Source organism: Dyadobacter luticola, from assembly GCF_005860805.1.
GTDB classification, from domain to species: Bacteria; Bacteroidota; Bacteroidia; order Cytophagales; family Spirosomataceae; genus Dyadobacter; species Dyadobacter luticola.
On record NZ_VCEJ01000005.1, the window covers coordinates 650,251 to 666,186 of the forward strand.

A 15,936-nucleotide genomic window follows, 5' to 3' on the forward strand; every position below is an offset into this window, starting at 1 on the left:
TTATGCAATAACCTCTTCCACCGTACGCGTAGATAGTACCCGCCGGTTTTCAAGGAAGTATTCAATTTTGTCCATCGCCTGGTTCAGCTCGTCGACTGTTGGTAAAAACACAATCCTGAAATGGTCGTCGGAAATGTAGTTAAAGCCGGTCCCGGCCACCACGAGCACTTTCTGGTCGCTCAGAAGGTCGTAGACAAACTGTTCGTCGGTTTTCAAACCGAATTTTTTCAGGTCGACTTTTGGAAAAACATACAAAGAACCTTTCGGTTTGACGCAGGTAATGCCTGGGATTGAAGTCAGCCGATCGTAGACCAGATTCATTTGTTTGTGCAATCTTCCGCTGGGCGCCACCAGTTCTTTGATACTTTGGTAACCTCCCAATGCTGTCTGGATTGCGTATTGGGTAGGTACATTAGCGCAGAGGCGCATGCTGGCGAGCAGGAGCAGGCCTTCGGTATATGATTTTGCTTTTTGTTTGGCGCCACTCAGAATCATCCAGCCGCCGCGGAAGCCGGCCGAGCGGTAATTTTTAGAAAGTCCACCGTAACTCACACAGAGCGTTTCGGTTACCAGTGATCCCATCGGATGATGTACAGCTCCGTCATAAAGGATTTTGTCATAAATCTCATCGGAAAATATGATCAGCCCATGTTCCTCCGCGATTCGGGCAATGCGCATAAGCACATCTTTTTCGTAGACTGCGCCGGTGGGATTATTGGGGTTGATAAGTACGATCCCTTTTGTACGCGAGGTGATTTTCTTTTCCAGATCGTCCAGATCCGGGTTCCAGTCGGCTTGCTCGTCGCAAATGTAATGTACCGGCGTTCCGCCGCTCAATGCGATGGAAGCAGTCCAGAGCGGGTAGTCGGGTGAAGGTACCAGTATTTCGTCGCCGGGATTGAGCAGTGCCTGCATGGAAAGCAGGATCAGCTCGCTCACGCCATTTCCTATAAAAATATCATTGATCTCAACGTCTTGAATGCCAATTGTTTGTGTGTAATGCATCACGGCCTTGCGCGCGGCAAACAAACCACGGGAATCGGAATAACCCTGCGCATTGCGCATGTTCATGATAATGTCGTGAACAATTTCGTCGGGGGAATCGAAGCCGAAAGGGGCCGGGTTTCCGATATTCAGATTGTGGATCTTAAAACCCTGGCTTTCGAGTTCCAGTGCTTTCTGGTAGGTAGCGCCGCGGATTTCGTATTTAAGATTGTTGAGGCGCTGGCTTTTAAGGAATTCCATGATTTGTAATTGGCTCGTAACTGGGCAAATTTAGTTAAAATAATGACGATCTAAACCAAGAAAAGCCGGCCAAAGTGACCGGCTTTTGAAAACCACGATGAGAAATTAACTTACCCTAGGTAAGGCTTTTACTTTCTTACTAATATCTCCTCTGTGACGCGCCATCCATTTGAGCCCATATAACCATAGCGAAGATAGAATGTCTTTGTCGCCGGATCGTAGGTGTTGTTGGCTTTGGCAGCATTGGGCCAGGCAGCCGTGTAAGGCGCTGGTAATGCGGTGTCAAACTGCGTATAAGGCGCGCCGGCCGCACCAGCTGCCGCTGTGATGGTTACCTTATTGGTCGTTGGGTTCACAGTCAGGTTGGCAAAATAACCGTTACCGCCCAGGTCACCTAGTTCCACGGTTACTGTAGTGGGCGAAACTGTCACAAGTTCCTTTTCGGCATCGACGGCCCTCGGGGCGCTGGGGTGATACACGTAACCTGTGGATGTGTAAACCGCATCGTAAATGTTCTTCGCCTTTACTCCCAGGAGGATCGTACCGAAGTTACCGCTGATAATGCCCGACGAAACGGATTTGATCTGGATTGGCAAAACGTAATTTTTAGAAAAATCAAATTTTGCCGGTTTCAGCTTGATCAAAACTTCCGCCGTGCGCTGACCTTTTGGAATGGTTACGGTTGCTGGAATCGTATAAAGATCGGGCGAGATGGCGTCGTAAGCTTCGTCCTGTTCTCCATTGTACTGTGTCACCGCAGCCGTATCTACGCCGAGCGTCACCGTAATGTCGGTGGGCGCTACCTGTGCGCCGGAGTAGCTTACCGTGATCGGGTAATCCGCCTCGTCGGCGAGGTCAAAAGATTTGGAATACAAAGAATACGTACTGCCTGATGGCGATACAAAGCTGGACGGATTTTTGAATTCAACAACATTCGTCGATTTATCCGGGTCTAGTGTAATATCGTCTTTCAGACAGGATGTGACCGTCATTCCGAGTAGGAGCAGGCCGGCAATTTTTATGGAATATTTCATGTCAGATTGGTCAGTTAGGATCCCAGAAGATCAGGTCGGTGAACTGGTTGATTGCTTTGTAATTACCTGCATTATAGGATTGCTCCGATGAGGGATAAAGTATCCGCGAAGGAAGCTTGTCGGCGCGGGTAGAAGTGGACAGCAGCGAAGCAATGTTGTGATAAGCATCACCATTTGCAGCAGTCACCGGATAGCCCGTTCTGCGGAATTCGTTATATCCTTCCTCAGAATTGATCATGTTAACCGCAATGTATTTTTGGGTAATGATCGCTTCAAGGCGCTGTGCAGGGGTTGTGGCCAGCTTAATGTTGACGAGGTAGCTTTCCGCATTGTCCTTTTTGTAGGTGGCTACGTCGGCTGCGACATTTTTGCCTGCGTCGACCACATTGGTCACATCTTTGTAGATGTAGCGGAAAGATGCAGAGATGCCGGCGTCGAAGTTTGTAGTAAAATCACCTGCCAGAAATGATTTCAATTTCGCCTCAGCCTGCAGAAATTCCGATTCTGCCAATAACATCAGCACCTGTCCCTGGCTTGGCCCTTTCAAAACACCCAGTGCATTACTAATGCTGGACGAGCTGCTGAAGTCGCCTGTGTACCAGGTGGAATAATTGGTAATAATTGTCGGTGCATCCACTTCATTTCCAAGCTGGTTTACCGGTGTATTGGTATCAAAGTTTACATAAATCTCTTTACCCCTGCCTTCATCGGTCAGCTTCTGACCTTTGTAAAACCCAAAAGCGAATTTTGTCGCGATGCGCGAAGAGTTGGCGAGCGCTCCGGTTGTACTGTATCCCCAGGTGTTCCAGGTTGGATTTGGTTTGTCTTTCACATATCCTGGATTTACGATTGCGTCGTCTGTCAGAAAGCCCAATGTTTTGTCCAGTTTCGCGAAACCGGTTGTTACAAATGAGGAAAGTGCTGCTACGCCTGACACGCGGATAAAGATTTTGAGCTTGATCGTGTTGGCAAACTTTTTCCATTTCGTCATATCACCGGCAAAAAGCGGATCTGACGAGGCATTCAATGATTTTGGAAACTGCGCTGCGTCAATGATGGTGATCGCAGAATCAAGTTTTACAACCAGATCCTGATAAATCGTCGCGGCATCGTCATATTTCGGCGTAAGGTTCGCGTTGTTTTTCAGGGCCTCGGTATAAGGCACATTACCAAAGGCATCCACCAGTTTCTGATAGTTCATCGCCACCATGATCTTCGATGCAGCATTCGCATAAGCCAGCTCATCATTCCCGGCAGTTTGATTGATTACATACTGGTAATCATTAAGGTTATCATAAGTGCTGGTCCACAAACCATTGTAATCGCCCGGCACCAGCTGATAATTAAAAAGGTTTCCAAAACCTGAAAATCCGCCTGCATTGGCAATATACCCGCCGAAATGTCCGCCATAGTTGTTGAACTGGCTTGAAACCGACGCCGACCCAACAATCGCCTGAGGCAGAACCAGGAGCGCGTCGGCGCTGGTGGCAGCGTTCGGGTTTGTGTTGATATCGAGATAATCACTACAAGATGACAGGGCCGTGACAAGCAGCGCCAGCATCCAACTGATTTTATATCTTTTCATTTGGTGTTGAATTAGAATGTTAATGATAATGTGCCGCCAAAATACCTGGCCGGAGGCGTTTGGCCCAGCGTGGTAAAGCCTACTGCATTGCTATCGGCACCATTAGAGCTGTATTCAGGGTCAGTATAAAGGTTTGATTTTGGTACCCAGATAAACAAGTTGCGTCCCTGAATACTCAACGAAGCTGCTTTGATCACTTTTGTCGCCGAGAGCAGGGAGGATGGGAAATCAAATCCGACAGACATTTCACGCAATTTCCAGAAACCCGCCGAGTTGGCGTAGTTCTCACCGATTCCGGTATTTCTTGTTCCGTCAGTCCAGAAATCCGCACCGCCGCTTCTTACTGCAATGTTGGTGTTAGCCACATAATTTCCTTCGCTATCCTGGTAGGAAGAGTTCGGGATCACGAAACGATCGCGGTTATACCAGCCCGTGCGCACACCCGCGCCGGAGAAATCGTAGCCGGTAGAAATCGCGTTGTAGATATAATGTCCGTTTCTGTATTCAAACAACACATTGAAACGCAGCTTTTTATATTTCAAACCTCCATTAAGGCCTAAAATGTGCGGTGGATTGGTGATACCCGCATCAAAGAATGTTCCGTTGGTAGAAGGATATCCGGTTTTAGAATCCACAATGATCCTGCCATTATCGTCGCGGTTGTATCGCGTCGTTTGCAAAAGCGGGAAAGGCGAACCGACTTTGGCAAGCACGCGCGCCGCAGTTCCGGAAGAGGACAGCACCAATTCCTGTGACTGATCAGACAGCGAAATAACCTTGTTGGTATTATGCGTATAGTTCGCACTCAGGTCCACCTGCAAGCCCGACGAAGTTTTGATAGGCGTAATGTGCAGGGTTGCCTCGATACCATTGTTCTGAACTTCACCCACGTTGGTCGTTAAAAATCCATATCCGGTCGAGTTCGGGATCAAAACTGTGATCGTCTGGTCAACTGTGTTGGTTTTGTAGTAAGTCAAACTACCGCCAATGCCCAGCTTGGCCAGTTCGAAATCCACACCGCCTTCCAGACCAGTCGTAATTTCCGGTTTCAGGTTAGCAGAAACCAAGGTATTGTCTAGTGTAAAACCTGCTCCGCTTGAATACGGATAGCCGAAAGCCTGCGAGAATGTGCTGTTTAATGCGTAAGCCCCGAGGTTGCTCAGCGGTACCTGGCCGAATGTTCTGCTCGCCCCCAAATTCACCTGGCCCACTTTCGAGTAGCCGGCACGCAGCTTCAAGCTTTCCAGGAAGTTGGAGTTAGTTAATGCAGGAATCGCGTCGCTGGCGATGAATGAAATGTCAGCGGATGGATAGAAAAACGAGCGGTTCTCTTTTGCCAGAATCGAGCGCCAGTCATTTCTGCCGGTTACGTGCAGGTACAGATATTCCTTGAATCCAAGCCGTGCTTCTCCATACACCCCGATCTGCCGCGCCTTGTAATTGCTTTCGATGGCAGTAGGGTTGCTAAGGCTGTTTCCAACATTATACAATCCGTCGATCACCAATCCATTTGCAGCGATGGCCATCGCTTTTGTGCTGTTTTCCCGGACAGTCGTTCCCAAAACAACATTCAGGTTGAAGTCAGCATTGAGGTTGGTCCTGTATTCCGCAAGAAAATCGTTGACAAGCTGCGTAGTGAAACCCGAATAATCTGCCACTGAACCTGCAATATCCGTTTTGGAACTTCCCGAAATACTCTTGGTATAATCCGAGTAGATAAACTTGCCGGTGGTTACTTTACCTGACAGGTTCCGGGTGCTGATCCCGACACGATAGGTCAATGTCAGGGGCTTGATCGGGTTCCATTTCAATTCCATATTTCCCTGCAGATAGTCGCTTCTGTCGGCCAGGCGGTTGTTTGCCAGTGTGAAATACGGGTTTTGATAGTATTCATTAAAATATCCGTTCGGGTTGGCGAAAGGGTTATTTTTCCAGTCTTCATATTTCGTTACATCTACCTGTCCAGGTGACATCAGGAGGTTTTGATAAGCCGTTCCTGTCTGGCTGCTCTGGTCGGTGCGGTTTGCGATGAAGTTGGTATTGAATGATGCGGTCAGATTTTTATAAATGTGTCTTACAATGTTGGCACGGAGGCTATACCTTTTGTATTTATCATAAGGTACCGTCGAGCGCTGATTAAAATATTGACCTGAAAGATAAAACGTGCCTTTTTCATCCCCCGAAGTCACGCTGAGGTCAGTTTGGTTAGCGATACCGGTATTCCAGAAATCTTCCCGGAAATTTTTGGTAGAGTAGGGCACATGCTGGATCGAACCATCCTGCAAAGGCTTACCGATTTCTACGGAAGAACCGTCGTAGGCTGGTCCGTACTGCTGGTTTTCGTAAGGAGTGTATTCAGGCACATCATCCGGCGTAGTTCCCGAACCAAAACCATTTTGCAGCTGCGGCAGGAAACTTACCCTTTCAAGCGTTGTGGTGTTGGATACCTTAAATTCTGTCTTACCCGATTTTCCTTTTTTAGTGGTTACAATCAAAGCGCCGTTGGAAGCATCGGAACCATAAAGTGCGGCCGCACCAGCACCGTTCAATACCTGGATGTCGTCGATGTCCTCCGGATTAATGTTACCCAAGATGTCGGTGGTGGAAATAATGTTGTCGATGACCACCAGCGCCTGGTTGTTACCCGTCAGCGACCGGTTTCCACGCAACACGAGCCGGTAATTCGGATTCACCCCGGAGCTTACGCCCATCACGAGTAACCCCGGCACGCGGCCTGCCAAACTTGCTGCCACGCTGATGGGTTTTCCCTGGACAATGTCCTGGGCTTTGACGGTGGTGGCCTGGTTACCTAGCTCGCGGCGCTGGGCGGTAAGACCGCCCGCCGTGATCACGACTTCGTTCAGGGCAAGTTCGTCAAGAGAAAGCGCCACATCCAGCGGGCCGGATTCAGGAACTTTCACTTCCTGGTTGAGGAAGCCGACAAAAGAGAATGTTAAGGTTTGTCCCGCGCGGGCGTTGATCGTGTACTCACCTTTATCATTGGTGAGTGCACCTGTGGATGTTCCTGCGAGCCTGATCGACACCCCAGGCAGCAAGGAACCATCATCTTTGGAAGTAACCGTCCCGGTTACCTCGCGACTTTGGGCATACAGCTGACTGCAAAGCAGTAGCAGGCCGCCCAGAAATGGCAGTAGATGTTTTTTCATTAAGTTAGGTTTGTTATAAGAATTGAGAGTAAAAATATTGATTGTTTTGACAATTACAAGCAGTATTGCTATAATTTCCAAAGGTTACATCGCGGATTTACGGTTACTCCATATAAACTTGGGTTGATTAGAAGATCGGCAAAATTTTATCGGTCACTCTCAATTATTGAACGGCGCATATTTCAGGATTATCGGTCAATAAGGGAAATAAAAAAAGGCGGACAATATTTGTCCGCCTTTTTTTATCATCAGATTAAAGAATCTCTATTTTACATCCCACCACAATTTCGTAGTAGCAAGGTCACCACCGATTGCGGTACCTGCTGCTTCGCGGTTGGTTGGGTTCAAAGTCTGCTCGTTGATCGGGTAAATGATCCTTACAGGGATAGCCAGACCAGCAGGTGCGTTTCCGCCGGTTGGAGGAGAAAGTTTTGGGTAATCCAGTCTTCTCCATTCAACCCATGCTTCCCAGCCACGGTTGTAAAGGGCGATCCATTTCTGGAAGCCGATTTTTTCCTGCCAGGTTGTAGCAGCAGTTGCGTAAGCTACTTTTGGCTGAGCCAGGTACGTTGTCGCGTCAGCAGCAGTTCCACCCCAGTATACGATAGAAGCAGTAACCGCTTCATTGTAGTAGCCAGCCGCAGTACCTGTTGTGATAAAACCTCTTTCAACCGCTTCTGCCAGCAGGAACGCAACTTCCGAGTAGTCCATCAGCAAACCTTCCAATGTAGGCTCGATGATTTTAGTACCTACGTGAGAGAAGTTAGCGTAAGTGTTCAGGAAGCCGTAATTACCACCAACATATTTACCATCGATCGTTGTGAAGAAAGCGGCTCTTCTTGGATCGTTCAATGCATTCAAAGGATTGATCAAAGTAGATGCACCTACGTAATCCTGACGTGTTGAATACAGGATGTTCAGGTTTTGCGCAACCGGGTTATAGTTAGGCGGTGTTGCAATGTATGGGAACGCCGCTTTGTCGCTGTTTGAAGTCATTACATTTGGCGCAGCAGCTGCTACCATTGTTTTAGCTTTTGCAGCATCCGAGTCTGCGATCACCATCGCAAGCTTCAACTTTAAGGAGTTACCAAACTTCACCCATTTGGCCATATCACCTTTGTAGATCAGGTCACCGGAGCTGAAACCAGCAGCGGTTGGAGTGATTTGCGTAAGTGCTTTGTCCAGACGGTCAAGGATCGCGTAATAAACCGTTTTGGCATCATCATACTTTGGAAGCGGGTTTGAAGGATCCAGTGCTTCTGAGTAAGGAATGTTACCAAATGTGTTCAAAAGGATAGACCACGAGTAAACTTCCATGATCTCGATCTGAGCCAGCTCGTTGTTTTTAACCGCAGCAGCAGTAAGCGCGTCCGCGTTGATCAGTCTTCTAGATTCGTTCAAATCAGAGATCACGTCGCGGTACATGCCTTGCCACAAAGCCTGAGGAATGGTACGTGCAGTCAGGTTATAACGTGGTTCATCCAGGTAAGTCGTTGTAGACCAGTGCTGAACGTACAAACGATAGTTGTTTGTGTTTACGCTAGGCGTAGTGACCAGGTCTGTGAGGTTTTTCAAAGCATTTGAAAACAATGTCACAGGGGGCACGGTCGTCGCCTTCTTTTCATTGATGTTGTATTCATCCAGGCTATCTACGCAAGATGCAAGCAACACCACGGGAAGAAAGAATAAGATTAATTTTTTCATGTTATTTTTTAGAAACGGAATTTAACATTGAAACCATAATTTTTCACCGCTGGGTAAGCACCGGTCTGGTAACCACCTGCTCCGGCCAATAAGCCTGATCCCAAGTTGTCTTCCGGATCCTGGTAATCCATGTTTTTGTGAATAATCCAAAGGTTACGTCCGATCAGTGAAAGATCGATTCCTTTGAATGCTCTCAGTTTAGAAACGATCGACTGTGGCAGGGAGTAAGTCAACGCAACTTCTCTCAGTTTCACGTAGCTCGCATCGTAGATGTACATTGCTCTTGGCGGGTTGGCTGGGTAACCGTAAGCAGTTGCACCACCACCATCAACGTTTGCAGCATATACTGTGTTTGGCGTTCCGTCAGCTTGTACACCTGGGAACAATACACCACCACCAGCAGATACCGGGTCTCTCTTAGGAATACCTTTGTCGTTCAGGCCGGCAGTGATCGGGTACATACCAGTACCTTCTCCATACCACTGATCCAGTGACCAAACATCTCCGCCGTGACGCACGTCGATCAGGAAGCTCAATGACAATGTTTTGTAACGCAATGTGTTGTTCAAACCACCGATCCAGTCCGGGTTAGGGTTACCGATGATCTCAGCAGAGCTTGCAGAAGCCTGGTACATACCGTTTGCTTTTACAATTTTCTGTCCATTGTCGTTGTATACGAAGTTCGTTCCGCGGATGATCCCGTAAGGCAGACCGTGTACTTTGCCGCTTGCATCTTTTGTAAATGCTGCGTTCAATGTTACACCACCTTGCAGAGATGCGATCTGTACGTTCTGAACATCACCGTAAAGTGCTACAACCTGGTTGCGGTTGCGTGCAAAGTTGGCGTTGATTCTCCATTCGAAATCACTTGTTCTGATTGGTGTCACGAAAGCAGAGATCTCGATACCTTTATTCTGAACCTCTCCTGAGTTAACATAAGCAGCTGTATAACCTGTTGCAGCAGTTACGTTTACCGGGATGATCTGATCAAGTGTTCTGGATTTGTAGTAAGTGAAGTCAAATCCTACACGCTCCTGAAGGAAGCCCATTTGCAGGGTTAATTCCAGGTTTTTAGTTCTTTCAGATTTAAGATTTGCGTTGTTTTTCGTGTTTGGCAGAGAGAAGTATGGGATAGAACCGATTGCAGTTGGTTTGTCATAAATATCTCTTGTTGCGCCAAATGGTGCATCGTTACCTACTTCCGCGTAGTTCGCGCTGATCTTACCTGTGCTCAGCCAGTTGGTTTTCAAAGATTGGAGCTCAGAGAATACAAAGTTCGCACCGATAGATGGGTAGAAGTAAGTATTGTTCGCCGAAGGCAATGTAGTCGATTTGTCTTGACGTGCAGTTAATTCAAGGTTAGCCAATTCTTTGTAGCCAAATGAAGCCTGTCCGTACAAACCGTCAACACCAATGCGCTGAAGTTCTTCGGTTGGTGGTTCAAGCGGGTTTTTAGAGTTTTCCAAAGAATAAAGGTCAGCAACCACAAGACCACCGTTGGTAGTAGCGCGGATAGAAGTCATTTTTGATCTTCTCATGCTTCCACCCAATAAACCTGCAAAGTGAATGTCTCTGGTGATATCCTTTCTGAAATTCGCGATTACGTCAAGGTTCGTTTCGTTGAAGCTGCGGTTGAAACGGGTATAGTTACCAGGAGCCTGGCTCAGTACCGCGATTCTTTCTTCCTGCATGTCATTCGTTCCGTTGTATCCGAAACGTGCAGTCAAGTCAACCCATGAGGCGATTTTATAAACACCCTGCGCATAACCGAAGAAGTTGTCACGGCTGTCGTTTGAGTAGTTTTTGTAACGTGACCAGTAAGGGTTGTCAGCGTAGATCGGATAGTTGGTTCCGAATACGGCGCCAGGTCCGGAGTGGTTAGCCCAGTTCCAGGTAACATCCTGTCCGTTGCGGAAATACGCATCTTTCAGTTCAAGCACGTCTACGTTAGTCTGGAACCACTGACGGAAAGCCTGGTTAGGGTTTTTACCTGAATAACCTGTTCCGTAACGGCCAAGACCTTTTACTTGAGAGTAGTTAACGTTTGCAGTAACCGACAGTTTTTTAGACAAATCGTAAGAAGCAGAGAAGTTGAAAAGGTTTTTGCCCAATTTACTGTTTGGAAGCACACCTTTCTCATCATTTCTTGTATAACCGATTTTGAATGTGCTGTTCTCGCCACCACCTGTAATGTTGATGCTTTGGTTAGAAGTAACGCCTGTTTCGTAGAATTTGTCAGGACCGTTTGCAGCAGCAACCCATGGGGTCATCTTTTGGTAAGAAGGCGAAGAAGGATCGATCGCATTCCACTGGTAAACATTCAGGGAAGGATCAAATTTAGGACCGAAAGACGCATCTGAGTCAAAAGAAGCGATTTTTCCCGGGCCAGATCCAAGGTCACCGTCATAGAAGTCAGCAGCACCGCCGTAGCCAGCACCGTATTCTTTCTGGTATTTTACGTAAGTTGACTTGTCGATTTTACCCCAGGTAACACCTGAGTTAACCGTTACGTCGAAGCTGTTTTTACGTCCTTGTTTGGTTGTGATCAAAATCACCCCGTTTGCAGCACGTGAACCGTAAAGTGCAGTTGCCGCAGCGCCTTTCAATACGTTGATAGACTGAATGTTGTCTGGGTTGATATCCGAAGCAGCATTACCATAATCCGTTCCTGTTCCACCTGTCTGCTGCGTTGTGGTATTGGTGTTCGCATTAGAAACCGGGATACCGTCAATTACATAAAGCGCCTGGTTGTTACCGGTGATGGATTTGTAACCGCGGATGATGGTACTTGTAGAACCACCCATTGTGTTACTGGTTTTGATATCCAAACCTGCCACTTTACCAGCCAGCGCGTTCATCATGTTGGTGTTACGGCCCTGGGTAAGCAACTGAGAGCTTACTTGCTGAGCGGCGTAAACCAGCTCGTTTCTTTTTTTCTCCTGACCAAGCGCCGTCACAACCACTTCCTGCAGCTGGCTAATGTCATTTTTAAGGGAGATGTTAATGGTAGTCTGGCTTCCTACCGGCGCTTCCTGAGTCTGGAAACCGATAAAGCTGAAAACCAAAGTTGCGCTTGGTTCAGCGTTGATGGTGTACTGGCCCTGCGCATCTGTTGTAGTACCGCGAGTAGTACCTTTCAAAGAAATGTTAACGCCCGGCAATGTCGAGCCGTCATCAGCTGTGACTTTACCTGTCACCGCGCGATCCTGGGCATACAGCTGTGCAGTCAAAAGCAGCATACATCCCAGTAAGGATAATAGAGTCTTCCTCATACGTGATCAATTAATTAGGTTTGTTATGTTAACACAATGTTGCAAAATTAATTATTAGTTTAACCATTACAACGTTTCTATTACGAAATTTCAAAATATAGTTTGGCTACACAGGCATTTTCGAAAAATTTTATATCTGAACTAGGGGCTTTTTTGCGATTTTTATAAATGTTATAAATTTCATAAATTCTTTATCTGATTATACGATTGCTAACGTTCTGATGCTTTTATTAGCTTTTTCGTAGCATTATCCGTAACTCATTTTAAGTTTAATAATTACCTGAGCTTCGTAACGACTTCGCTATACGTTTGGATTATTCAGAAAGAATCTAAATTAAATCCGGATTAAAATCTGACAAACTAGTTCTAATCCGCTTACAGTCGACGAAAATCTGTAAATTGTATTATTTTAATATTTACTTAACTAATAAATGGGATGCGACTGAAACAAATACTTTTAGCCGGAATGCTGGCCGGGTGCACCACGGGCTACGCACAAACCGCCCTCTCCACGAAAATTGACCAGAAAGCACAGTCGCTGGAAAAGCAGCTGGTCACGTGGCGACGTGATTTTCACCAGAACCCGGAGCTGGGCAACCGGGAGTTTAAAACGGCCGAAAAGATCGCCAGCCACTTGAAGCAGCTCGGCATCGAAGTACAGACTGGCGTGGGGCATACCGGTGTCGTCGGTTTACTGAAAGGCGGCAAACCAGGCCTTGTGGTGGCATTACGGGCAGATATGGACGCTTTACCGGTGACCGAGCGGGTGGATGTACCATTTAAATCGACGGTCGTAACAGAATTTAACGGACAAAAAACCGGCGTCATGCACGCCTGCGGTCACGACACGCACATCTCAATTTTGATGGGCGTCGCGGAAGTTTTGTCCTCCATGAAAGCGGATCTGGCGGGTACCGTAAAGTTTATTTTCCAGCCCGCCGAAGAAGGCGCCCCGACCGGCGAAGAAGGAGGCGCGGCATTGATGATCAAAGAGCATGTGCTGGAAAATCCCAAAGTCGATGCGATTTTCGGCTTGCACATTGATTCCCAGATCGAAGTAGGAAAAATTGGTTACAAGCCCGGGCCGACGATGGCTGCCGTGGATATTCTGACCATTGACGTAAAAGGCAAACAAACACACGGTGCCTACCCCTGGTCAGGCATCGATCCGATTGTGACTTCGGCGCAGATTATTAATTCGCTTCAAACCATCGTCAGCCGCAACTTGAACCTGACCCAGGCCCCCGCAGTGGTGACGATAGGTGTCATCAATGGTGGGATCAGACAGAATATTATTCCGGAATCTGTGAAAATGATTGGTACGATCCGCACTTTCGATGAAAGTATGCACACATTCGTGCACAAGCGAATTAATGATATCGCCACCAACGTAGCCGAAAGTGCAGGCGCGTCGGCGAAAGTGAACATTGAAATCCTTTATCCCGTGACAGTCAACAATGTGCCTTTAACCGAAAGTATGATCGGAACTTTACAAAATGTGGCGCGAAAGGAAAATGTGATGTTGATCAATGCCAAAACCGGCGCAGAAGATTTTTCTTATTTCCAGCAAAAAGTCCCGGGATTGTTTTTCTTCCTCGGCGGCATGCCCAAAGGAAAGAATGTGGCCGACGCCGCTCCCCACCATACGCCGGATTTTTATCTGGACGAAAGCAGCCTGGTGCTAGGCGTGCGGTCATTGAGCCGCCTCACGACCGATTATATGGAGAAAAATAAAACGAAAGCGAAGTAGCTTATTTCGGAATGTTCTTCCTCACCTGATCGAAAAGCAGGTTGGGGAAGAATCTTTTAAGATATATTGCGGCAGCTTCTTTAAAACCCGCGATGTAGATTTCCTTCTTGTCTTTCCTGACTGCTTCCAGGATCCGGCGGGCACATTCTTCGGCGGGGATACCATTTGCCTGGTTTTCATCCATTTTGCCAAATTTTCCACCAGCCTCATTCAATGCATTGACAGAAATATTAGTACGGATATAACCCGCGCAGATCGTCGTTACTTTAATGTTGTCCTGATAACCCTCAGCTCGCAGCGAATCGTAAAAGCCATGCAGCGCATGTTTGGCCGCATTATATCCCGAGCGCATAATCGTACCAATTTTTCCGGCGACGCTGCTCATAATGATAAAATGCCCGCTTTTCTGCTGCGTCATATAAGGCAGTACCGCCTTGGTTAGTGCCACGGTACTGAAAAAATCAATAGTCATCAGCTGCTGGTACACCTCCATGCTCGTATCCCGGATGTACGACCGCTGGCTCACGCCGGCATTATGCACCATAATATCAATGCGCTGAAAATGTGCGATTACTTGCTGCGCGGCTCCCTCGGCTAGTTCGAGCTTAGTAACATCCAGCGGCAAGATCAAAACATCTTGCTCGGGCAGGCCAGTCTGGTTTTTCACCCTTTTAAGTTCTTCTTCCCTGCGTGCAGTCAAAACCAGCTTCGCGCCTTCTCTGGCAAATGCCATCGCCAATGCTTCGCCAATCCCCGACGATGCGCCGGTGATCCAAACCACTTTGTCCTTGAAATTTTCCATAATAAAACTTAGGCAGGTACTGCGCTCAGGAAGCTGAATTCGACTATTTCAGCGCCGATATTTAAAGAAGCCGTCAAGCCAATGCCCATCGCGCGGTTGTCGCTGACGTGCCCGACGGGAAAATCGAAACATACCGGATAGTTGTATTCCTCAATATGTTCAAGGATGATTTCATTGGAATCCTTGCCAAATGTCGGATGCTTATTATCCTTCATATCCGTAAACTGCCCGACGATCAGACCAGCCAAATTTGACAGTTTGCCCGCCCTTTTCAGCTGGATCATCATTCGGTCCAGATTGTACAGGTATTCATTGATATCTTCAATAAAAAGGATTTTTCCATCGGTATCAATTTCCGTCTCAGAACCGATCAAATGCGCCAGCAGACAAAGATTTCCACCCACTAACTCAGCAGCAACTTCCCCGGCCCGGTTCAGCGGATGATTCGCAAAAGAATACACCGGCGATTCCCCAAAAAGCATTTGTCTGAGTGACTCGGCCGCATCCTCAGATCCGCCCGTCGTAATCGATTTCGCCATCGGCGCATGCAGGCTGGCGTAGCCGAGCTTATATATTTGACAAAGGATAACAGTCAGATCACTAAAACCAATCACCCATTTAGGAGATTCAAGAAACTTGTCAAAATTGAGTTGGTCTACAATCCGCGAACATCCATAACCGCCCCGCGCCGCAATCACCGCATTGATTGAAGGATCATCCAGCATCGCCTGTAAATCAGCCAGCCGCGCCTCATCGGTTGCCGCAAACTGATGAAAGGAGCTTTTCAATGTAGCACCTTCCACGACTTCCAGCCCCCACACGTTCTTGAAGAGTTCAATGCCTGGAATTACATCTTCATGTTTAATTACGCTAGCCGGAGCGACAATGCCGATTTTATCTCCTGGTTTCAGGAAGGGGGGGAGGAGTATTTTTGTCATTTATAGTCAGGTGTGGTCATATATTGTTGGAAAGTTGCACTGAATGATGCAGTCTTCAAATAAAAACGACATCATTCACCAGTTCGCTATTCATTTCGCGGTTGATGAGTTCGATGATTTTGGATTTGGCCCGGAATAATTCGTTGCGTAGTGGGGCCGATTCGATCTGCAGGAAAAGGGTGTTGTCTTTGATAAACACCTTTTTGGTGCGGGTTGCAATCGCCGCACCCATGATCTTGTCCCAATGTGCCACTACATACGATTGGTCAAACCGATTGCGCAGGCGGTATTTGTCAAGCATCTGATCGATAGCATCTTTCAGCGGAGTTACGCCCGGCCGGCGGGATGCTTTTTCCTTGTCAAACCGATAATGTTGTGCCATATTTCATAGGGTGAGTACAACAAATATAGCCTTTAAACCCCGCAACTTCCGACCGCG

Annotated in this window: 10 protein-coding genes; 1 reads left to right on the forward strand and 9 read right to left on the reverse strand. The window is 47.4% G+C overall.

Features of this window, described 5'->3' with window-relative positions:
- The 6 genes from FEN17_RS21875 to FEN17_RS21900 all read right to left on the reverse strand — a co-directional run bounded on the left by FEN17_RS21875 (position 1) and on the right by FEN17_RS21900 (position 12,007).
- The gene (locus FEN17_RS21875; protein ID WP_138367514.1) at positions 1–1,245 is read right to left on the reverse strand and encodes a pyridoxal phosphate-dependent aminotransferase; all 1,245 of its coding nucleotides are present in this window, start codon (positions 1,243–1,245) and stop codon (positions 1–3) included.
- 128 nt (positions 1,246–1,373) lie between these two features.
- On the reverse strand, positions 1,374–2,279 hold the full coding sequence (locus FEN17_RS21880; protein WP_138367515.1) for a BT_3987 domain-containing protein: 906 nt from the start codon (positions 2,277–2,279) through the stop codon (positions 1,374–1,376).
- A 10-nt stretch (positions 2,280–2,289) separates the two neighbouring features.
- Positions 2,290–3,864, reverse strand: coding sequence for a SusD/RagB family nutrient-binding outer membrane lipoprotein (locus tag FEN17_RS21885; RefSeq protein ID WP_138367516.1), 1,575 nt, complete (start codon positions 3,862–3,864; stop codon positions 2,290–2,292).
- Between the two features lie 11 nt (positions 3,865–3,875).
- Positions 3,876–7,031: a SusC/RagA family TonB-linked outer membrane protein gene (locus FEN17_RS21890; RefSeq protein ID WP_138367517.1), complete on the reverse strand. Its 3,156-nt coding sequence runs from the start codon at positions 7,029–7,031 to the stop codon at positions 3,876–3,878.
- A 264-nt stretch (positions 7,032–7,295) separates the two neighbouring features.
- Positions 7,296–8,735, reverse strand: a complete 1,440-nt coding sequence (locus FEN17_RS21895) for a SusD/RagB family nutrient-binding outer membrane lipoprotein (protein WP_138367518.1) — start codon at positions 8,733–8,735, stop codon at positions 7,296–7,298.
- 8 nt (positions 8,736–8,743) lie between these two features.
- Positions 8,744–12,007 (reverse strand): SusC/RagA family TonB-linked outer membrane protein, encoded by a 3,264-nt coding sequence (locus tag FEN17_RS21900; protein WP_229208942.1) that lies wholly within the window; start codon positions 12,005–12,007, stop codon positions 8,744–8,746.
- Positions 12,008–12,443: 436 nt separating this feature from the next.
- Between FEN17_RS21900 and FEN17_RS21905 the strand changes: the two genes are divergently transcribed.
- A complete protein-coding gene (locus FEN17_RS21905; protein ID WP_138367519.1) occupies positions 12,444–13,757 on the forward strand; it encodes an amidohydrolase in 1,314 nt (437 codons plus the stop codon).
- Between the two features lies 1 nt (position 13,758).
- On the opposite strand, the gene FEN17_RS21910 is transcribed toward FEN17_RS21905, so the two are convergent.
- The 3 genes from FEN17_RS21910 to FEN17_RS21920 are packed head-to-tail and all read right to left on the reverse strand — an operon-like array spanning position 13,759 to position 15,879.
- Complete coding sequence (locus tag FEN17_RS21910) at positions 13,759–14,559, reverse strand: SDR family oxidoreductase (RefSeq protein WP_138367520.1); 801 nt, start codon at positions 14,557–14,559, stop codon at positions 13,759–13,761.
- 8 nt (positions 14,560–14,567) lie between these two features.
- Positions 14,568–15,497: a S66 peptidase family protein gene (locus FEN17_RS21915; protein WP_138367521.1), complete on the reverse strand. Its 930-nt coding sequence runs from the start codon at positions 15,495–15,497 to the stop codon at positions 14,568–14,570.
- A 55-nt stretch (positions 15,498–15,552) separates the two neighbouring features.
- Positions 15,553–15,879: a DciA family protein gene (locus FEN17_RS21920; protein WP_138367522.1), complete on the reverse strand. Its 327-nt coding sequence runs from the start codon at positions 15,877–15,879 to the stop codon at positions 15,553–15,555.
- Positions 15,880–15,936 lie beyond the last annotated feature (57 nt).